This is a genomic window from Indolivaga alginatilytica, from assembly GCF_003201355.1.
GTDB lineage: Bacteria > Bacteroidota > Bacteroidia > Bacteroidales > Dysgonomonadaceae > Dysgonomonas_A > Dysgonomonas_A alginatilytica.
The window spans coordinates 179339-199428 of the sequence record NZ_QICL01000004.1 but is presented as its reverse complement, the minus strand read 5'-3'; the positions used below and the strand labels follow the sequence as shown (position 1 = coordinate 199428).

Genomic DNA, 20090 nt, shown 5'->3' with positions numbered 1-20090 from the left:
CATGAAACTACCGAAATGGACAGAAGAAGAGCTGACTCTTACTCTGGATCTATATCTTAAGATCAAGAGAGGAGAAAAAAAACATTCTTATTCAACATTCCGGGAAATGAGTGAAAAACTCAGATCTCTGAATATTCATCCCGGATTGAATGAAAATCCGACATTTCGCAATGCTAATGGAATTTCTCGTAAACTTGGAAATTTCTCTGCAATTGATCCTGATTATGCAGGTAAGGGTCTTTATGCCTGCTCTATGCTGGACAAAGAGATTTTTATGAAATTCTATAAAAAACCAACAGAGCTTAAAAGAGCGGTGTCTGATATTGAAAAAAAACATCTGGATCAAAAAAAAGAGAACAGAAAGCAGTTACCCTGGAAAAAAGAAGAATTGATTCTCACTCTGGCATTATATAAAGTTCTGACTTTTGGACAGATGCACGGTACAAACCCCAAGGTTATAGCATTAAGTAGAGTTTTGAATGAATTACCCCTATATGAAAAGAATATACGTTCTGAAAACTTCAGAAGTATAGCTTCAGTCTCACTCCGGTTAAGTAATTTCAGAAGTTGTGACCCTAAATGTAATACAAAAGGGTTACTCAGTTCAGGTACAGGATTATTTAAAGAAATATTCAATGAATATTGCAAGAAAGACAAATTATTAGCCAGCGCAGTAGCTGACATAGAAAAAAAATACAATGTAAATATTCAGCATCTTCTTTCTAAAGATAAGCCTGGTAATATACAGGATAAAATGAAACGGAATGATGAAATGGATAATAATTTGTACCAGTTACATAAAAGTAAAGAAGTTGATACCTCATTTTACCGTAAGGTTAAAGAGTATCACTATGGTAAATCCGGAACATGCTCGGTCTGTAGGATAAAATTAAATAATATATATGGAAAACTTGGGGAAGATATCATGGAATATCATTGTATAAAAAGGTTTTCTACAGATAAAAATGCTTCGGTTGAGGTATGTATCGGAGATTATATACAGGTATGTCCTGCATGTCATAAATTACTGGATAAACATTATGGATTGATTGAGCATGAAGAGCTGAAAAATATTATCAGAAATCAATGATGAAAATACAGCATTATGATATTGTCAGACCTGATCCTGAAAAAGAAGTAAATTCACTCAGAGCATTTGGATATTCTGTAGAAACAGCTATAGCCGATCTTATTGATAACTCTATAACAGCTGGAGCTGATAAGATATCAGTTACTTACGATATAGATTCTTTTGGCTCCCATGTAAGAATAGAGGATAATGGGAAAGGTATGTCTGAAGAAGAGCTGATAAATGCTATGAAATTAGGTAGTTTTAACCCTTCAGATGAAAGACGTACAGACGATCTCGGAAGATTCGGGTTGGGATTGAAAACAGCTTCTTTTTCTCAGTGTAAACGTTTAAGTGTTTTGTCTAATGATGGTAAATCATCAAGTATCCGTGTCTGGGATCTGGATAAAATACAGGATGAAAAAGAATGGGTGCTGTATAGAAAATGTCTCGATGATTATTCGTCCACAAAACTTGGAAAGTTTGAAAACAATACCGGAACAGTAATATTATGGGAAAAACTTGATCGTCTTGCTGAAACTGGTAATCCTAATACAGACAAGGGGGACTTCTATCGTAAGTTTGAGAATGTAAAAAAATACCTCAGTCTTGTTTTTCATAGGTTTCTTGAAAAGAAATCACTTCTCATCTGCATCAATAGAGAACAGATTTCCCCAATAAATCCATTTGTTATATCAGATAGCAACCCTTCTCAGGAATTACAGGAGAACTTTTTTACTATGAATGGTTCTCAGATTTCAGTACAGCCATATATATTGCCTCATGAAGCAAAATTATCAAAAGATGAACAGAAAAAATACGATATAATAAGAGGATGGATTGAACATCAAGGAATATATCTTTATCGCAATGACAGACTTATTATTGACGGTTCCTGGATGGATCTTAAGTTCAAACAGAGGGAAAGCCAACGTTTAGTACGTATTTGTATAGATATCACCAATAAGCATGATAAAGAATGGCAGATTGACGTAAAAAAAGCATCGGCTAAAATTCCGGATATTATAAGAAAAAACATTCTAAAGATATGTACTGATGCTATTTCCTGTGGAATAAAGGTCTATACTCACAGAGGTGCATATATTCGCAGAAAAGGAGAGAAAAAAGAGATCGTATATACATGGAAGTGCAAAACACGGAAAGGAGAAAAATTCTATCAGATTAATCCGGAACATCCCTTGTTTGTGTTGATTGCAGACATTCTGGCAGATAATCAGCAGATATTCAAATTATATATTAAAACCATTGAAAGTACCATACCTGTTGGTATGATTCTGAATGATTCATACGATGAAAATGTCTCCCTAAAGCAATCTTTGGATAACGAACCTGAACAGATCAGAAAAATCTATGCAGAACTGCTCAAAGGAATGAATGATTCTGGAGTTGATATTGAACAAGCTAAAGAAATATTAAAAACAACTGATTTATTCAGTAAACATTTAGATGTATTATGATTCATTACAACGAGATAAAAGCAAATGTCAGAGGTGTGTATGAAACCTTAAAAAAACTGATGCCATTTCCACAAGCAATAAGTACCTCTATCAACAGTTTCCTGTCTTCTATCCCGGTTGAGCAGATATTACATCCTTCGAGGACATTCTCTTCTATTGAGGAAGTTGTTGATTTGCTGAACGAAGAGCTCAGTGAGGAAGTCAATATTATTGTGGAAGATGGGGAGCAACATACCATTTTTGACAATAAAGATCATATAGAATGGTATAAACAGAAAAAAGCAGAAGACGCTATAAATTTCAGATTCTGGCCGAGATATAAAAAATATCTCAATCATATTAAAGGTTGGGCTACTTCTACAGTTGAAAATCTGGATAAGACAACTGATGGCATTATTGAACTATTTGAGGATCCTACTGTAAAAAACAGAGCGTTTGATCGAAGAGGATTAGTTGTGGGATATGTTCAGTCTGGTAAAACTGCCAGTTTTATGGGAGTTATTAATAAAGCCATTGATTCTGGGTATAAAATTATTATAGTACTGGCTGGCATGCATGAGAACCTCCGCCAGCAAACACAGGAACGCATAGATGAAGAGATTCTTGGAAGAGATACTAGTATTAAGGCGGAGATAAAAAGAATAGGGGTATCAACTCTTCCTGGAGAAACATATTACCCTATTGATACCTTTACAGAGTCCAATTACGATGCTCGCAAGAACGGGGATTTTAACCTGAAAAAATCTCATGGTACACCTCCGACATCAGACAGATGTATTATTTTTGTGGTAAAGAAGAATAAATCTATACTTAAAAATCTTATTAAGTATTTTAAAGGCTGGATAGAGACATTTGACGGGGATCTTGTATACGAAGACAGAGATATAAAACAATTTAATAACCTGCCTCTTTTAATTGTGGATGATGAAGCTGATCAGGCATCTGTAAATACTAAGCCACATATAAATACAGACGGAGAAGAAGTGGACCCAACAGCCATAAATGAGTGTATAAGGGAACTTCTGCAATTGTTCAGACAAAAAATTTATCTGGCATATACCGCTACTCCTTTTGCCAATATATTCATACATCACGACAGACCTCATACTATATTGGGTAAAGACCTTTTCCCTGAATCCTTCATTAAAACTCTAGATGCTCCCTCTAATTATTTTGGACCTAAAAGGGTTTTCGGACTTAATGATTGCGAAGAATTTGGACTACCTATAAACAGAACAATTAGCGATTCCGGTCTTAAAGAATCAGATTTTGTTCCATTGAAACATAAAGCAGATTACACCCCGGAGAATATTTCTGAAAGTCTCAGAGAAGCTATAGACTCCTTTATTATATCATCGGCTATACGTTGGTTTAGGGGACAGTCTAAAAAGCATAACACAATGCTTATTCACTGTACCAGATATACAAGTGTACAAAACAAAATAGCACAATTAGTAAAGGAATATGTTGAAAAATTATCCGACCATATTATTAATCATGATGCTGATACAATAAAAAAACTGAAGAATCTTTATGAAAAAGATCACCTCCCCACCACCATAAGCATGTATGAAGCCTCTCATTGCTGGAATGATATTCTGCCGAATTTCAGTAAAGTTATACGAAAACTTGAAAGTAATTGCCTAATAATAAACGGTACTGTAGGAGATATTTTGGATTATGCAAATAAAAAAGAAACTGGACTATGGGTGATTGCTGTCGGAGGAGACAAACTATCCAGAGGACTCACCCTTGAAGGACTGACTATAAGTTATTTTACCCGTACCACATCCCTCTATGACACGCTCATGCAGATGGGACGATGGTTTGGCTACAGAACAGGATTTGAAGATCTTTGTCGGATATATACAACAAAAAAACTATATGACTGGTACAGGAATATATCAACAGCATTCGAAGTTTTGCGTGCAGAGCTAATTGAAATGGAAAGATTAAGATTGACTCCCAAAGAATTCGGGTTACGTATCATATCTCATCCAGATATGATGATTACAAGTACAATGAAAATGCGGGATTCTATTCCATTGCGACTGAACTATAAAGGAACATGTACTGAAACCACATCTTTCCCCAATAATGAAAAAGTTATTGAATCAAACTATCAATGCGCAGAAAGTCTTATCTTAGGATTGAGAAGACCAGATATAAATGAAAAAGATAAAATAGTTTGGTTAAACAGACGTGTCAGTATTATAGAAGACTTTTTGGATAATTATCAGACTTACAAAGGACTTCCTGCTGCAAATTCAAAAAGAATAAAACAATATCTTGAAACCCAGAGAGCAAAAGATATAACAGACTTTGATAATTGGAATATAGCATTGATAACTCTGGATAATTCACAGAAAAAAGATAGAGTGATATCTTTTTCTGGACATAAAATAAGACCGGTAAGTCGTTCGCTGAAAGAAGAAGCCAGTGATAAACTTTTTATTAAAATGATGACTGATAAAATTGACGAAGTTGTAGACCTTGATACAGATCCGAGACATTTATCAAGAAAGCAGATCCGCAAATTACCAGGAAGATTATCTAACCCCCTCTTGATGATATATGTACTGAATGTAACTGATTATGGAAGAGATGATGTGTTGCAATTTAATAAGAATATCGTTGGCTTTGCAATCAGCTGGTCGGATGGTGGAAATTCGGTTGACATGCAATATTATGTAAATACTGTTTATCAAGAACTGGACCTCAATGAAGATGAAGAAAATTGATTATACTGAAATATGGAAAGAGATTAATGAAGAATCACGGAATAACCCTAATTCATTAATCGCCAGGAAAATTCTGGCTGAAAGTAATGAAGCTGTTTTTATTGCAACTGATTTCAATAAAAATATCCGCTGTCTTTACATTCACCTTTCCTCTGGAATCTATATTAATCAGAATAGACTCCCATTGTTCAGAGGACTCGATATTGCAGAGGTGAATAATTCTATCGGTGATCATCATAATTGTAGATTTCTAAAAATCTCTCAGATAATCCCCGAGACAGAAAATATTTTTGAATTATTTGTATCAGATATATGTAATGATATCGTAAATCTGGCATCTTTTTCTTCACTGGAACCTACTTTAAGTAGATCTTTGAACGAATGGAAAATATTCTTTGAAAAATATACAGATGAAATTCTACCTATATCTGCACAACAAGGCTTATTCGGTGAACTATTATTTCTTGAAGATTTTATTCTGAAAAAATATACAACATATGAGGCTATGCTATACTGGACAGGAGCTAAACGAACAAATCATGATTTTCAACTACATAATACGGCTATAGAAGTTAAAACATCAGCAGGAAAAGAACATAAAAAAATATATATCAGTTCCGAAAAGCAATTGGATAAAACAGGACTCAAAAATCTGTTCTTAGTTCTTTATTGCCTTAATATTCATGATAATGCTCCTGATAGATCATTGTTTGCAAAGATTGAATCTATCCGAAAAATACTTTCTGATGATTCTGTAGCATTAAGCATATTCGACGCACAGTTAATCAGATTAGGATATAATAGAGATTTAGCTCACGCATATACATCTGGGTTTTCAATAACGAAGTTAAAGCTATATGAAATAACGGAAGGATTTCCTTCAATTTCACCTTCGATATTACCCGATGGCATAGGCGATTTGAAATATTCAATTATAGTTTCCGCATGTGGAAGGTTCGAAATAAATAAATCCGAAATGATTAAAAATATATAATATGAATATAAAAGAATTTGCAGATGATTTCCTTGAAAATGTTTTTGTAAATATAGAGGCAGGGGACAGTAATCAAGAAGATGAATTAACAAAAGATATTATTGAATATATTAAAGATTGTGGAGAAGTATTTGAGCCTATAATATGCCATTATAAACAACGAGGCATAAAGATCAATGCCTATGATTATAATGAAGAGTCCAATACATTGGATCTTTTTGTCACAATACTAAAATCTGGAACAGGTTTACAGAAAACTTCAGATCATGATATTGAGGATGCTTTTAAAAAAATCTGCGAGTTTTACAAAATGGCTGTCTCTGATAAACTGATATCAAAAATAGACGAGTCAAATGAAGATGCGTATGAATTGGCTCAGTTAATTGATGAAATAAAAAATCAACATCAACATGTAAGATTTTTTGTATTAACAAACGGAACTGTATCATCTGATATTTTGCCAGAGTGTATAACCGATAGTAGAGTCAGTTTTGAGTATAATCTTTGGGACATGGATCGGATATATCAGCAATATTCAGTAAGAGCAGGTAAAGAGAAAATTGAAATTGATTTTCCTACTGACTATAATCATAAACTAAAGTGTCTGAAAATGGATGAGGTCAGTGATAAAGTAAATGTCTATCTGGTTATTATCCCTGGAATAATTCTTGCTAAAATATATGGTACTTATCATCAAGGATTACTTGAGAAGAACGTTAGAACTTTTTTACAATTTAAAGTTAAAGTTAACCGGGGAATAAAAAAAACTATTAGTGAAGAACCTGATATGTTTCTGGCATACAATAATGGAATTTCTACTATTGCTGATAGTGTAGAAATAGAATCTGAAAATAATATAGCTTATATAACTAAAATAAATGGATGGCAGATTGTGAATGGAGGACAAACTACCGCTTCTATTTATTCTACATCTTTAGATAAAAAAATTGATTTGTCTAATGTTTTTGTTCAGATGAAACTTTCTGTTATTAAAGAAACTGTTAATTCAAATAAAATCATCCCGAGCATATCTAAATACGCTAATAGCCAGACAGTTGTTAAAGATTCTGACTTAAGTTCTAATGATGAATATCACGTAAAACTGGAAACTTTTTCAAGAAAAGAGTGGATTCCGGCACAGACAGGAGGTAAAGCTACTAGTAAATGGTTCTATGAGAGAACTAGAGGTCAGTATTTAGACGATCAATCTCAAAAGAATGGAGCAGAACTAAAAAGATTCAGAATAGAATATCCGAGTCAAAATAAATTCAATAAAACAGATCTAGCTAAATACGAAATGAGTTGGATGCAAAAACCATACGATGTAAGTAAGGGTGGAGAAAAAATATTTAAGTTATTTGATGATATAATAAAAAACAGTAACATAGAAGTTGACGAGATATATTATCATCATACAATTGCTCGAGCTATTCTTTTTAAGGAAATAGATAAGCATGTAAATAGAAAAAAGCTAGGTGGGTATAAGGCTAATATGGTTTCCTATATTATATCTTTGCTTTCTTATAAAACACAGAAGAAACTTGATCTCGATAAAATATGGGAAAAACAGATGTTATCTGAGAATTTATTCAAGATAATTGATGAAATTATTCCTTATGTTTGGGAAAAAATAAATACCCCGGAAAAAAAAGGAATGAACATTGGAGAATGGTGTAAAAAGATTGATTGCTGGAATAGTATTACCGAAAAATACTTTGAGATAAAAGGACTTGAATATGAAATAAAAAAAGAGTCTGATGACATTAATGAGAATTCACAAGAATATACCCTTGCAGAAAAAAAACTGGTAGATGATATGTCTGGAGTTTCGCCAATTATTTGGTTCTCTATTTCAAAATGGGCCAAGGAGAATAACCTTATGTCACCTCTTGATAGAAAAGCAGCTTACAATTTTGGAACAGCAACTAACAGAAATCTACAACTTTCTTTTAAACAAGCTAAATTTGCTGCTAAGATTTTAAGACAGGCTAAAGAACTTGGCTTTAAAGATTGGAGCGAAAAATAAAAATATCCATATAGAAATAAGGTATAATTGGCTTTTTGTATTTTCATAAATATGAGAATATTAATCCTGTGGTTCTGTCTTCTACTATATAAGGGCTTACAACAATTCATTTAAAGATATTGTTTTTTGGTTTATACCATCTGTTTTCATTTTTCTAACTTGTTTTGTGGCTTGTTAATAAGAGTCGTCATACCACAACTTAAATGCGGTTGTAGAGTATTTTAAATTAAATATTGATTACCTAATTAATACGTTCTTTTTCCATACTAAAAAACTGTAATGATTGAGGTTTATCCCTTCAGATTTAGGGATACCGTTGATCCTCTCAGCTAAAGTATTCCAATTAGGGTATCTATTCTCGGGTCATGCTAATGCGGACATTATTGTTTTTCAATAGATCTGTATATTCTTTGCAACAATATTGATTGCCTCTCTTTGAATAAGGACCTTAAGTATAGTATATAAATATTTCTGGTCAATCCTATACCTTGACTGATCAATAAGATAATGTAGTTTAGTACAATACGGATTAACCTATGGACAAATGTGACAATATCTCACTATGCAAGTCGTTTGGCATTTAATTTAATTTGTTTATAATAACTTGCTTGGGGATAGCCAAACAACCCACAAAGAGTCTGCAAGCCTACTTCTGTGTGTCGCTCTTTGAATCGGAAGATTGCCTGACTCGGGATTTTTTTAATAAATCAATTCGATATTCTTCCTAAAGCATATCTCCTACAATCTGATAGCTTTCAAATTTAAGTTCGGTCAACTTAAATTGACATCTTAATTCTCATTTTTCAGTTTTGGGTTTGAAGTATTTAGGTTTGCTTTTCTTCTTTTGTGCCTCCATCAATTTATAGCTATCAATACAAACCTTATTTAGGACGAGATAAAGACAAGGCAGTTGTCTTCAAGAGGACACAAGAGGACATATACTACCTTTATATAGACAATACGCTGATATATAATTGTTTAATAAAAAACATACTATATATTTGTTATGAATATTCAAAATCAGCTATGACGATAGCCTATTGTTAAATAATAAAAATTTAAAATTATGAGTTCAATTGTTTGTATAGAATCGCAAGTCTTCGAATCCCTGCTCAGCCGGGTCGAAGCACTCAGCCAGGAAGTTGCCCAGCTGCATAAAAAATACAAAAGCAAGCATCTGGGAGAAAAACTAGATGGAGGACAGGTCTGTGACATACTCAACATCGAAAAGAGGACCCTCCAGACCTACCGGGATACCGGCAGGATCGGATTCTCCCAGATCGTAGACAAAATATTTTATCGAGTAAATGATGTGGACAAACTGCTCAAGGAAAATATGATTATTAAAAATAATAACCCTAAAACAAAAAAGAGTCATGGAGATAATGAACCAAAATGATCCCCGGATCAAACAAGCATTCGATTCACTGGATATCACCTCCGGGAAGCTCGCAGAGCTCTTCGCCGATTACAGACCAATACTCAACGGAGAACGTCACATCACAGATGAGCATCTGCGAATGCTCATACATGTCTGTGACCGGACATTACAGGACTACAGAAGTAAGGGTTTACTCCCTTATTTTAAGCTTACCAAGAAAGTACTATACAAGGATAATTTGCTATAGAACTAAATTCTCAGGTTTATTATTGAGATATTTTAGTCCCACGATTTAGGTTTACAAGCCTTAAAAAAAGGAAGCAATTTCAAGCAAATTTCGGGACAATAATACTATTGATTATCAATAATATATATCCTTATCCGTAGGACTAAATCCGGGAAATAAAAAGTCCCACGGATAAGCCTGTGAAAGATACCTGAAACGGCATTTTTTTGCTTATGTGGGATAAAATAAAAAGTCCCAAAAGTATTAACTTTCAGGACTTTGCGATGTTTTGCATCTTGCTTTGGCGGTATGGACGGGACTCGAACCCGCGACCCCCTGCGTGACAGGCAGGTATTTCCGCTATGATTTTCAATTAATTACGTTGTTGTTATAAACTATTTATAAACAGGTCTAAATTGCTCTCAATTTAGGAATTTGGTTATCCTCTGTGTAACTTGGTATATTCTCTTAATATCCGAAACATTCAAACTGAAATCTGCATATTCAATTGAAGGATTATTAGCTTTAAAAACAATACTATTTTCGTTTTGATTATACCCTTTAATCTTTCTAATTAAAATATCGTTTTCTATTAATATTACCCAAAAATCTTTAGGGTTTATTTCTTCACTTAAATCTTCTATCTTTACCTCTTTAGAGATAGCTATATCCCCATTACTTAGGCTATACCGACTATTATCGTCCATCGCTTCCCCTCTAACCTCAAAAGCAGCATAAGCACCTGAATTGATTCTATCAAATACAATGCTAATCTGTGTATCTCCCAAATCAAAGGTATCAAGTAAATAGCTGTATTGGCAAACAGGAGTAAAAGGTATTTTTAATATGTAATTTCCTCCCGACAATTTTTGGTACTCCATTCCGTAATCGTCAGTAGGATTACCGTACAATTCCTCTTGTGTTTCCGTATTTAGAAAATATAAGAGTTTTTTCTTTGATTCGGGGGGAATGGGTTCACCTCTTTCATAACGAACAATACTCATACGTTGCAATCCCATCCAAGAAGCTAACTCGTCTTGTGTGATACGCAACCTTTTTCTATGTCTCTTGATTAAAGTGTAATCAAGAGTCTCATTATCTGTATGTTTAGTCATATTTGAAGAAATCCGTAATCAAAAATCCGTAATCAAAATCGTAAATAAAGTTAAATATGAAATATTTGTTGCATAAACGTATCGCTTATTGCAACATTTGTTGCTTTATTTGTATATCAATTGTAACATTTGTTGCAAATATAATGAGAATATGTTTAATATCAAACATTTCTATTGAAAAAATGAGATTAAATGAGATTTCAATAATGTAAATAATACAATAGAGTAATGCAAGGACTACTTTCTGTGATGAATATAGCCATATCATTAGTTGAGAAGTCGCTTGCAGAGCCTATACCTCAGAACATTGACAATTGTTTATTTGGCTTTCGGTATATTATTGATTTTTCAGGCAAAGACGATAAAGTAACCCTCCAGACAGCCGAGATTTTGGATTCAGAATGGGTACTGATCGAAGAAGCCAGCGACCTATTAAAAAAAGAGATTTTGAAAATGGTAGAAGGCAGAAATGTTGAATATTGGCAAGCTATTGAACAAGAAACAGAAATACGGAAAGACAGGCAATATTGAATATTCTTTCCTTTGGTAAGCTCTTTGACATGTTGACAAGCAAACCCCTGTTACGACAGTTTCCGCATTGGGTTGTGGAGTGGTTCTGTGCATAAAATAACGAAATACACACTGCCTATGGCTATTTACTTTGGGGTGGGAGGATAATAAAACCCTGTGTGATTAAATATATAGAGTATTTGCATCGGCAGATACTTCGGGAACATACGAATCGGGCGTACAGTCAGTTCAGGTCTGACTGTTCCTACTTTTTACGAAAACTTTTCAACTAATTAAATATCTCATTTTCTAATATATACACTTTAAATATTTGAAACTGTCGATTCTTTACGAAAACTTTTCAAATTAAATCAATGCCAGACTTTTAGCATAAAATACCTTTGGTTCAAAATGATAAAATTTTAAATAAAATTAATAAGTAAACTAACATGGAAAAGCAAATCGGTCTTGGTACAGGCAATGGGGCTTGGCTCTTGGATATGTACATAGAGGCTATTCACGTCACGCCCGAATCAGCACAAGAAATTCTCGAAAAATATAATATAAAGAATCGGGATGTAAACGAGATACATATAGGCTTTCTGGCAAATCAAATGATTCGTGACATGTGGATTGAAAGAAGCGGATTAGCGATTAAATTCGATGAAAATATGAATATGGTCGACGGTCAGCAGCGATTACTAAGTATCATTGAATCAGGGAAACCTCAAAATCTATTATCCATCTGTAATGTAGATCAAAGGGCGTTTGAAATTCTTGATACACAGCGTACACGGACTGCCTCCGACACATTCAAAATAAGCGGCTACCAATACCATGTTCAGTTAGCCGCACTAACAAAGAGGTATATGCTATTAATAAGGCACACTCTTGACTATAACATATCTTCAAAAAGGCAAAAGATCACACCTAACGATCAATTAAATGAATACAGATGTAATAAAGAATTATATGACGAAATATTGCAAAAAGGCATTAAACTGAACTCGGCATACAATATCCTGACAACAACAGATTATTGCGGTTTTATATCCTATCTAATCAAGCATAAAGGGCATGAGCCTGAAAAAGTTTACTCTTTTTTCAATCAATTTGCATCTATCGAAAGGTGTATCTGTATATCTATCGAAGAAGTCCGCCGTAGGCTCGTCAATGCGAGAAATTCAGGCAAGAGAGATAAAAACAGAAAATATGTGAAGCGGTCTGGACTTTCGGATAGTTTGAAAACAAGCTATATAGCTATTGCATGGAACGCATTTATAACCAACAGGCACGATTTACAAGAAATCAGATTTGAAGATGGGGAGCATTTTTTATAAGACATAACACCACAACCAATCAACTTTATACACACTAACACCTTCGGGCGTACTAATTGAATTTAGTACGCCCTTTTTTTGTCCCATACACCTAAGATTATTTTTTATAATATGTTAAAATACAGATAATAAATGAGACGGCAACCCAAGAAAAAAGGCATTCAAAGAGCAATTGATTTCTTTAAAGGAAATGCGTATGTGAATATCAGAAGTGCAATATTCGATGGCTTTAAAGAAGCACTTAAAGAAGGTTTTCTCGCAGCATTTTATGAATATGAAGAATATAAACGAAAAAGGAAAAGGAATTTAGACACCGACCTTATCAGTAAATCCGAAGCATATACTATTCGCAATCGTGATCGGGTCGAAAAACTAATCGAACTGGAATTATTAGACCAAATGACAAGTAGTGAAAACCCAAATTCCACAATTTATATTTCCCGCAAACAATTATTAGAACTAGATAAAATAAACACAAGAAACTATCAATGGCAACCAAAAAAGACTTCCAGAAATTCCAAGAGCAAGCCAAAAAGCTCTGCGAAGATTACTCCACAACAAACGCAGAATCCGACACAGCAGTAATGTTCTGGTTCACACCGCAACAACTCGAACAGTACACCGAATATTGCTTAAAACAAATTACCAAAAACAAATAACCATGTCAGAAAAAACCCATTGGAAACAATTAGTCAATCTCGATTACATCGGAGCTTACTCCCTGCAAGGGCAGGACTTGACCGTAGAAATTGTAAAAGTAGAAGTAAAGCGGGTAAAAGGCGAAAACGGTAAGGAAGAAGATTGCACCGTCGCCTCCCTCAAAGGGCAAAAACCCTTTATCGTCAACCGCACCAACGCAAAAATCATTACCAAGATTCACGGATCACCCTATATCGAGGATTGGGAAGGAAAAAAGATTACCCTCTATCCCACTACCACAAAAGTAGCAGGGGAAACCGTAGAATGTCTGCGGGTCAGACCCATTGCCCCCAAACAGGAAACCTTTGACAGTGAGATTGCAGCCGATGAAGCAAAACTAAGAGAATGTAAAACCCTGAACGAGCTTAAAGATACCTTTCAGAACCTTCGACACCGCAGCGATACCAAGATCATAGCCGTTAAAGACGAATTAAAAGCCGTATTGCGATGAAAATATACAAAGATTTACAACAGCAGTCCGATGAATGGTTCATGCTTAAATACGGCAAAATAGGAGGCTCTGCGTTGAAGCATTTAATGGTTTCTAAACCCGTCCACGAATCGGCAATCTATAACGACCTGCTTTCAGCCCGATTCGAAGATTACGAATACGAAGAAGCATTTACATCACGGGATATGGAACGGGGTAATATGTACGAACCCCTAGCCCGTGCCGAATACGAAAGAGTCCATAATGTAACAGTTGAACAATACGGATGGATAGAAATGAATAACGGCATAGCCGGATTATCACCCGACGGGATAATAGGAACAAAACTCGATCGGGCAATCGAAATCAAATGTCCGAACCGCATCACACATACAGCCTACTTACGCAACCCCCTTTCGATGGTCGAAGAATATGTCTGGCAAGTAGTTATGTACTTTACCGTACTCGATAAACTCAAAACCCTGCATTTCATATCCTACCGACCCGAAAATAGGGCAACCCCTCTGCTTGTCTACAATGTAACCCGTGACACTATCGTACAGGTATCAGCCAAAGAAACCGACACCATCGGAAATCTGGTAAAAAAAGCAAAATATAAACTCAAACAACTTGAAGCCACTCTCGAAAAAGACGTGGCTTTTTTATTACCCAAATTTTAACCCATCAAAACATGAACGATCTATTGTACGGCTCTATCTGCCTGTCGGATATTCCCAAAGAACTGATAACAAAAAGCGAAAAAAACGGCAAGCAATATATCAATATTGCAGTTCCCAAACTAAAAAACAAAGGCAAATTCAACGAAACCCATGCCATTACCGTAAACGTCCCCAAAGACCAACGCAAGCCCGACGATAAAACAATTTTCATCGGCAGCCTCAAAACTTGGGAGGGGAGCAATAAAACACAAAACAATTCAAACAATTCATCCAGTCAGGATGATGATTTACCATTCTAAACACTTATAACTATGCACAATTGGTTTATTTGTAAAGTGTCTTACGAAAAGACACTCGAAAGCAGTAAGGTAAGAAAAGTAACAGAACCCTACCTAGTCGATGCCCTGTCCTTCACCGAAGCAGAAGCCCGTATCATCGAAGAAATGAAGCCCTTTATATCCGGCGAGTTCACAATTGCCGATATAAGCCGCTATCCCCTAGCCGAAACATTCTTCGACGGCTCCGGCGACCGCTATTTCAAAGCAACCGTAGCCTACATCGGTCTGGACGAACAAGCAGGCAGCGAAAAAAAGACTAAGGCTTTGATGCTGATTAAAGCATCTGATCTCCAAGTAGCCAAAGACAGGCTCACCGAAGGGATGAAAGGAACACTCGCAGATTGGGAACTTCCCAAAATCGAAGAAACGCAAATAATGGATGTATTTATATACTCCTAATTCTCTGTAAACTATTTGGGGGGCTGCTGTTGTGAAACATCAGCCCTTTTTTATTCACTCAAACAACAAATCCCAATATGAAAAATAATAATCAGGATGTATTCGAAGCCGAAAAATACAAACGTCCGATATTCGTTCAAAACCTCAAAAAAGGCGATTTTATAATATGCCAGTCCCCGGCAAGCACTTGGATATGTATAGTATCTCATATCGAGGATGGTAAAGTACATTACTTCATTAATTATAACTACCGTGCCAAACTGCTAAGGCAAAACGATTGGTTCTTGGCTGACTATGCCAAACGTAAAGCGACCGAAGAAGAAAAAGAAGCCTTGCAACAGGTCTTAGACAAAGAACACCTAGTCTGGATAGACCCATTGAATAAAATTGTCAACCTCAATGCCCTTTCGTTTGTCCCCGAAAGCATAACCCTGTTAAAACCGACGGGCTTAAAGAAATCAGATAAGCATATCGGGGTTTGTACCGCAGACAATTTGAAAGTTATGTATGGGGCTGCCGATACCTACGGATTATTCTATAATGACCCCAGACTATTAGAAAGAGTGGACTGTCTGCTCATTCCCTGCAATTACAACGAATTGGAATCCGGCGATACTGCTTTCAGGACAAAATACAAACCGAGTGAATTTATTATTGGCTCGAATGACATCAGGAACTATGTAAAGATACAGAAGCAGGGCTATACTTACATCAATGGAGAATCCCTTATCAAATGTTACGATACAGACTATCATTGGTTTAAAGTTACTATGGGCTAAATGGCTATAAAGGGAGTTGAACACACTAAAAACGGAATCCCTGTCAGGTGCGAATACTGCTTACATAATCAGGGCGAAAATCAACAGTTCGGTTATATGTGGCACTGTTCGCATCTTCAACATTGCGTCATTTTCGGGCTACGCTACTGTAAAGCACATAAAGAAGGCAAAGGGAATTTTGAACTTGATAATCCTAAATACCAAGAATGGAAAAAGCAAAACAATACACACCAATCCTGATATGCAAAATTCCCAGAACTATTATCCTACTTGATAACGACCTGTCCGAAGAACAAAAGCAAAGACGAATATCCCGCTACTTCGACAAAAAAGGAAATTTCAAAATTGACACAGTAAAAGAACATACAATTTTTGGAACAAAATGACAAACAAAGGCTTAATACTATTAGACCTCTTTTCTGGCACGGGAGGCTTTCACAAAGGACTCACAGAAGCAGGATTCGATTTCAAAGAGGTATATTATTCCGAGATAGATAAACACGCAATCGCTAATTACAAATACAATTACCCACATGCCAAACATATCGGCTCAGTTGAAAATATCATACAGTCGGGAATCTCAAGACCCGATATTATCACATTCGGATCGCCTTGTCAGGATTTCAGCCTTGCTGGAAACAGAAAAGGACTTGCAGGAGATAAAAGCTCCCTTATCCAAGAAGCAATTACCGCTATTACTCACTTCCGACCAGACATTTTTATATGGGAAAACGTTAAAGGAACTTTCTCCTCAAACGCTGGCTCAGACTTTTGGGCAATTATCCAAGCGTTTGCCAACATTGGGGGTTATGACATCGAGTGGCAACTTGTTAATACATCATGGCTTTTACCCCAAAATCGTGAGCGAATATATCTTATCGGACATCTTACAACCGCTTACCGAGATTGGCGAAACGTATTTCCTGTCGGAGAAAATGAAACAACTATTAATAAGAGCCGACAACCAAACAAAGTTAGGTTTCAAACCAACACTTGTACTACAATTACAACCAGATATGGAGGAACAGCAAGCGACACGTATGTCAGCGTAATATCAGCTAATAATACATTACAGCATCGAAACGAGCCGAATATGACAAAGGCTGTTATTAATCCTTCACGTATAATCTCTAATCAGCAATGCAGGCGAATAAAAGAAATAGATGGTGAACCTTCATTCACTCTTACAGCACAAAATGTTCAAGGAGTGTTTGATGGTTCTATTATCCGTCGCCTTACCGAGATCGAGTGCGAAAGGTTGCAGGGATTCCCCGACAACTGGACGAAATACGGCAACTATGATGGCATAATAAAAGAAGTACCCAAAACACAACGCTATAAATTGTTGGGCAATGCTGTAACCGCTAAAATGGTAGAACTAATTGGCTCTAGGCTTATAACCAACTTCAAACAGGCAGATACAATTCGGGTAGGTCTTGATTATGGAATCGCAGACGACTACAAACAAGCAGCTTAACATGGATATAAATACCATGATTGACTGTATGCGTAAACAGCGTAAACGCTATCGCTTTACCGCAAATGAACAAGCGTTGTTTTACGAGTTAATGGCTGTATTCAGGCACGAAGGCTTTCCCGATACATTTTTTTGTTCCTCTAAAGAGCTATGCAACGATTTAGGGCTTATAAAAAACACATTCGTGAATGCCCGGAATAAACTTATATCCGCAGGATTGGTATTCTATAAATCAGGTAAAAGCAGAAGTTCAGTAAGTCAGTATTCCTTTACACGGTCTTTCCAGTCCAATACAGTTAATGGTACAGTTGTTAGTACAGAAGTTGGTACAGTTTCCACCACTGCCACAGCCACATTTGGAAGTTCAGACAACACTAAAAAGAACCATTCGAAGCCTTTCATTCCACCCCGTTTTGAGGAAGTCGAAACCTATTGTCTGGAGAGGAAAAACGGTATCGACCCGCAAACCTTTATCGACCATTATACAGCTAACGGATGGATGCGGGGCAAGACTAAAGTAAAAGATTGGAAAGCGTGTGTTCGTACATGGGAACAAAACAGAAATAAAAATGAAAACAATAGGACAGATAATAACAAACCGAAAGACTATGGTAAAGGTTTCTGACAAAACCCTGTCGCCCGAATATACCTCTCAGCTTCGTTTGCTCTTGTCCCGTATCATTAAAGAACAGATTCCCGACTTTATATACGACCAACAAAACACGGAAGTAATCAAAAACCTGTTCCTGTATTACACGGGACAGGTTGGCGGTTACGACCTAAAAAAAGGTATCTGGCTAATGGGCGGCAACGGAACGGGTAAGACAACACTCTTACAAATCTTTTCCGAGTTCGGCAAAAAACGGTACGATGGATTTAGAATTTATGACTGTGCCAAAGTAGCCAACGACTATGCGATGAACGGCGAGCTTGATGTATATACTTACAATCAGACAGGATATAGCCGTAAGCCTGTAAACATGGCATTTGACGAGTTAGGGCGGGAAACGATACCCTCCAATCATTTCGGGCAGAAGCTCAATGTTATGCAGCACATACTACATATACGTTACAACCTTTGGCGTACAGAAGGAATACAGACTTACATTACCACCAACTGCGATGCCGATGAAACACACCGACTGTATGACAACGTAAATGACCGTTTCATTTCCGACCGCATAAAGGAAATGTATAATAGAATCGTTTTAGATGGCGAATCCAGAAGGAAGTAATAATCAATGTAAATAATTAATAAAAATAATAATTATGGTTTTTAATATAGACGAATATCCAATATTGGGGAAAATAGGACAATTCCCTTTAGATGAACTAATATCTATCCCTTTAAATATGTGTGAATCTGATTGTGACAGTTTTTGTAGTTGTCAGCAAGATGCCTACGAAGCACAAAACAAAATAAAAAGAGAAATAGGAAAATTCTCGATAATATTAGAAGATAATATCGAATTTCCGACAGAATCAATAGAGAAACTGATAAGCGAGTTATTTCTCAGTTCCAGTGGTAGGGTGTATCCATCAGTAAGTAGAAAAATTAATCAGATTTTCAAAGAAACTAAACATGGGGTAATAATATTAGGTAATTATTTAGTTTATTATTTGATAGTTAGTGAAACCGAACACTATTTCTTAATAACAACTAGGAGTGGAATTTTAATAATGGCTGCCGAATTTGAAGAAAAAGAAAACAGGCTTTGTATGATGTCAAATAAATATACCGAAGATTTGGCAAAAGACTCAAATGTTGATGTTATGGATTTTGTACATGATATATTTACTAAGGCTTTATTATTCCTGTATTTTAAGGATTCACAACATTACGGAATAATAAATTTAGTACCGCACTTAGAAGTATCAATAGAAGGTTATTCGTATAAAAATGAAACCAGCTCTGACATAAATCTTATTTTTTAGAGGTCGAATATATATCAAAGTACCAATTCAATACACGTTCGGCATAACGTTTCTTTGGTAGTTCTATTTCTTCGGCAAGTTCATCATCGGTAAAGATTTTCAAAACAACAAAAGAGAGTTCTTCAACTTTATGCTTGCTTATAATCTCCATTTGAAAATCAAAAAAAAATTCTGACCCATCGGGTAATATAATCCTGTTTATAGCATGGGGGAAATGTATGCCCGAATTAAAAGAATAGCCTTCTACATAGCTGATATTAGGGTATTCAAGAGCTAGTATAGCAGCCGTCCGAAAACACTCTCTATAAGAAAACTTATGTTCTTTCCTCAATTCTTTGATTTCATTCTCAGAGAAGAAATCCTTTACTGGCGACAAACCGATCTCCCTGATTTGTGATTTAGCCCAATTACAGAAAGCAATCTGCTTCTTGTTTTGGGCTTTTTCCAAAATCATATCGAAATGATTTTGCATT

General features: G+C 35.6%; 21 protein-coding genes. 19 read left to right on the top strand and 2 right to left on the bottom strand.

The features are described 5' to 3' along the window. The first annotated feature begins 1 nt into the window (after position 1). The 6 genes from CLV62_RS06020 (at position 2) to CLV62_RS05995 (ending at position 9707) form a co-directional block, all read left to right on the top strand. Positions 2–1090: a hypothetical protein gene (locus CLV62_RS06020; RefSeq protein ID WP_110309879.1), complete on the top strand. Its 1089-nt coding sequence runs from the start codon at positions 2–4 to the stop codon at positions 1088–1090. Next, entirely contained in the window at positions 1087–2547 is a 1461-nt protein-coding gene (locus tag CLV62_RS06015; protein ID WP_110309878.1) for an ATP-binding protein, read from the top strand. The genes CLV62_RS06020 and CLV62_RS06015 overlap by 4 nt, the downstream gene beginning before the upstream one ends. Further along, the gene (locus CLV62_RS06010; protein WP_110309877.1) at positions 2544–5288 is read left to right on the top strand and encodes a Z1 domain-containing protein; all 2745 of its coding nucleotides are present in this window, start codon (positions 2544–2546) and stop codon (positions 5286–5288) included. Before CLV62_RS06015 ends, CLV62_RS06010 begins: the two co-directional genes overlap by 4 nt. Continuing rightward, positions 5269–6282 (top strand): PD-(D/E)XK motif protein, encoded by a 1014-nt coding sequence (locus CLV62_RS06005; RefSeq protein ID WP_110309876.1) that lies wholly within the window; start codon positions 5269–5271, stop codon positions 6280–6282. The genes CLV62_RS06010 and CLV62_RS06005 overlap by 20 nt, the downstream gene beginning before the upstream one ends. A gap of 1 nt (position 6283) precedes the next feature. After that, entirely contained in the window at positions 6284–8308 is a 2025-nt protein-coding gene (locus tag CLV62_RS06000; protein ID WP_110309875.1) for an AIPR family protein, read from the top strand. A 1066-nt stretch (positions 8309–9374) separates the two neighbouring features. Continuing rightward, positions 9375–9707, top strand: a complete 333-nt coding sequence (locus tag CLV62_RS05995; RefSeq protein WP_110309874.1) for a helix-turn-helix domain-containing protein — start codon at positions 9375–9377, stop codon at positions 9705–9707. A gap of 630 nt (positions 9708–10337) precedes the next feature. On the opposite strand, the gene CLV62_RS05985 is transcribed toward CLV62_RS05995, so the two are convergent. Further along, a complete protein-coding gene (locus CLV62_RS05985) occupies positions 10338–11030 on the bottom strand; it encodes a hypothetical protein (protein WP_110309872.1) in 693 nt (230 codons plus the stop codon). Positions 11031–11258: 228 nt separating this feature from the next. On the opposite strand from CLV62_RS05985, the gene CLV62_RS05980 reads away from it, so the two are divergent. From CLV62_RS05980 to CLV62_RS05915, 13 genes are all read left to right on the top strand, one after another. Then, the gene (locus CLV62_RS05980) at positions 11259–11561 is read left to right on the top strand and encodes a hypothetical protein (RefSeq protein WP_110309871.1); all 303 of its coding nucleotides are present in this window, start codon (positions 11259–11261) and stop codon (positions 11559–11561) included. A 428-nt stretch (positions 11562–11989) separates the two neighbouring features. Further along, positions 11990–12880, top strand: coding sequence for a hypothetical protein (locus CLV62_RS05975; RefSeq protein WP_110309870.1), 891 nt, complete (start codon positions 11990–11992; stop codon positions 12878–12880). 132 nt (positions 12881–13012) lie between these two features. Continuing rightward, positions 13013–13465 (top strand): hypothetical protein, encoded by a 453-nt coding sequence (locus CLV62_RS05970; RefSeq protein WP_110309869.1) that lies wholly within the window; start codon positions 13013–13015, stop codon positions 13463–13465. Between the two features lie 43 nt (positions 13466–13508). Next, on the top strand, positions 13509–14030 hold the full coding sequence (locus CLV62_RS05965) for a hypothetical protein (protein WP_146212709.1): 522 nt from the start codon (positions 13509–13511) through the stop codon (positions 14028–14030). Beyond that, a complete protein-coding gene (locus CLV62_RS05960; RefSeq protein WP_110309867.1) occupies positions 14027–14689 on the top strand; it encodes a YqaJ viral recombinase family protein in 663 nt (220 codons plus the stop codon). Before CLV62_RS05965 ends, CLV62_RS05960 begins: the two co-directional genes overlap by 4 nt. A gap of 11 nt (positions 14690–14700) precedes the next feature. After that, on the top strand, positions 14701–14988 hold the full coding sequence (locus tag CLV62_RS05955; RefSeq protein ID WP_110309866.1) for a hypothetical protein: 288 nt from the start codon (positions 14701–14703) through the stop codon (positions 14986–14988). Between the two features lie 12 nt (positions 14989–15000). Beyond that, entirely contained in the window at positions 15001–15426 is a 426-nt protein-coding gene (locus CLV62_RS05950) for a DUF4494 domain-containing protein (protein WP_110309865.1), read from the top strand. Between the two features lie 77 nt (positions 15427–15503). Further along, positions 15504–16205 carry a hypothetical protein gene (locus CLV62_RS05945; RefSeq protein WP_110309864.1) on the top strand — a complete coding sequence of 234 codons (702 nt, stop codon included), beginning with the start codon at positions 15504–15506 and terminating at the stop codon, positions 16203–16205. After that, positions 16206–16445: a hypothetical protein gene (locus CLV62_RS05940; protein WP_110309863.1), complete on the top strand. Its 240-nt coding sequence runs from the start codon at positions 16206–16208 to the stop codon at positions 16443–16445. 142 nt (positions 16446–16587) lie between these two features. Then, positions 16588–17682, top strand: coding sequence for a DNA cytosine methyltransferase (locus CLV62_RS05930; RefSeq protein WP_110309861.1), 1095 nt, complete (start codon positions 16588–16590; stop codon positions 17680–17682). Between the two features lies 1 nt (position 17683). Next, positions 17684–18307, top strand: a complete 624-nt coding sequence (locus tag CLV62_RS05925) for a helix-turn-helix domain-containing protein (RefSeq protein ID WP_110309860.1) — start codon at positions 17684–17686, stop codon at positions 18305–18307. After that, positions 18252–18917, top strand: coding sequence for a hypothetical protein (locus CLV62_RS05920; protein ID WP_146212708.1), 666 nt, complete (start codon positions 18252–18254; stop codon positions 18915–18917). Before CLV62_RS05925 ends, CLV62_RS05920 begins: the two co-directional genes overlap by 56 nt. A 34-nt stretch (positions 18918–18951) precedes the next feature. Continuing rightward, positions 18952–19617, top strand: coding sequence for a hypothetical protein (locus CLV62_RS05915; RefSeq protein WP_110309858.1), 666 nt, complete (start codon positions 18952–18954; stop codon positions 19615–19617). On the opposite strand, the gene CLV62_RS05910 is transcribed toward CLV62_RS05915, so the two are convergent. Continuing rightward, positions 19607–20071, bottom strand: a complete 465-nt coding sequence (locus CLV62_RS05910) for a hypothetical protein (RefSeq protein ID WP_221409217.1) — start codon at positions 20069–20071, stop codon at positions 19607–19609. The two genes, CLV62_RS05915 and CLV62_RS05910, sit on opposite strands and share 11 nt — an antisense overlap. Between the last annotated feature and the right edge of the window lie 19 nt (positions 20072–20090).

Bases quoted from the DNA above. Each gene is read 5' to 3' on its own strand.
- CLV62_RS06020 (WP_110309879.1), top strand. From the start codon at position 2: ATGAAACTACCGAAATGGACAGAAGAAGAGCTGACTCTTACTCTGGAT.
- CLV62_RS06015 (WP_110309878.1), top strand. From the start codon at position 1,087: ATGATGAAAATACAGCATTATGATATTGTCAGACCTGATCCTGAAAAA.
- CLV62_RS06010 (WP_110309877.1), top strand. From the start codon at position 2,544: ATGATTCATTACAACGAGATAAAAGCAAATGTCAGAGGTGTGTATGAA.
- CLV62_RS06005 (WP_110309876.1), top strand. From the start codon at position 5,269: ATGAAGATGAAGAAAATTGATTATACTGAAATATGGAAAGAGATTAAT.
- CLV62_RS06000 (WP_110309875.1), top strand. From the start codon at position 6,284: ATGAATATAAAAGAATTTGCAGATGATTTCCTTGAAAATGTTTTTGTA.
- CLV62_RS05995 (WP_110309874.1), top strand. From the start codon at position 9,375: ATGAGTTCAATTGTTTGTATAGAATCGCAAGTCTTCGAATCCCTGCTC.
- CLV62_RS05985 (WP_110309872.1), bottom strand. From the start codon at position 11,030: ATGACTAAACATACAGATAATGAGACTCTTGATTACACTTTAATCAAG.
- CLV62_RS05980 (WP_110309871.1), top strand. From the start codon at position 11,259: ATGCAAGGACTACTTTCTGTGATGAATATAGCCATATCATTAGTTGAG.
- CLV62_RS05975 (WP_110309870.1), top strand. From the start codon at position 11,990: ATGGAAAAGCAAATCGGTCTTGGTACAGGCAATGGGGCTTGGCTCTTG.
- CLV62_RS05970 (WP_110309869.1), top strand. From the start codon at position 13,013: ATGAGACGGCAACCCAAGAAAAAAGGCATTCAAAGAGCAATTGATTTC.
- CLV62_RS05960 (WP_110309867.1), top strand. From the start codon at position 14,027: ATGAAAATATACAAAGATTTACAACAGCAGTCCGATGAATGGTTCATG.
- CLV62_RS05955 (WP_110309866.1), top strand. From the start codon at position 14,701: ATGAACGATCTATTGTACGGCTCTATCTGCCTGTCGGATATTCCCAAA.
- CLV62_RS05950 (WP_110309865.1), top strand. From the start codon at position 15,001: ATGCACAATTGGTTTATTTGTAAAGTGTCTTACGAAAAGACACTCGAA.
- CLV62_RS05945 (WP_110309864.1), top strand. From the start codon at position 15,504: ATGAAAAATAATAATCAGGATGTATTCGAAGCCGAAAAATACAAACGT.
- CLV62_RS05940 (WP_110309863.1), top strand. From the start codon at position 16,206: ATGGCTATAAAGGGAGTTGAACACACTAAAAACGGAATCCCTGTCAGG.
- CLV62_RS05930 (WP_110309861.1), top strand. From the start codon at position 16,588: ATGACAAACAAAGGCTTAATACTATTAGACCTCTTTTCTGGCACGGGA.
- CLV62_RS05925 (WP_110309860.1), top strand. From the start codon at position 17,684: ATGGATATAAATACCATGATTGACTGTATGCGTAAACAGCGTAAACGC.
- CLV62_RS05920 (WP_146212708.1), top strand. From the start codon at position 18,252: ATGAAAACAATAGGACAGATAATAACAAACCGAAAGACTATGGTAAAG.
- CLV62_RS05915 (WP_110309858.1), top strand. From the start codon at position 18,952: ATGGTTTTTAATATAGACGAATATCCAATATTGGGGAAAATAGGACAA.
- CLV62_RS05910 (WP_221409217.1), bottom strand. From the start codon at position 20,071: ATGATTTTGGAAAAAGCCCAAAACAAGAAGCAGATTGCTTTCTGTAAT.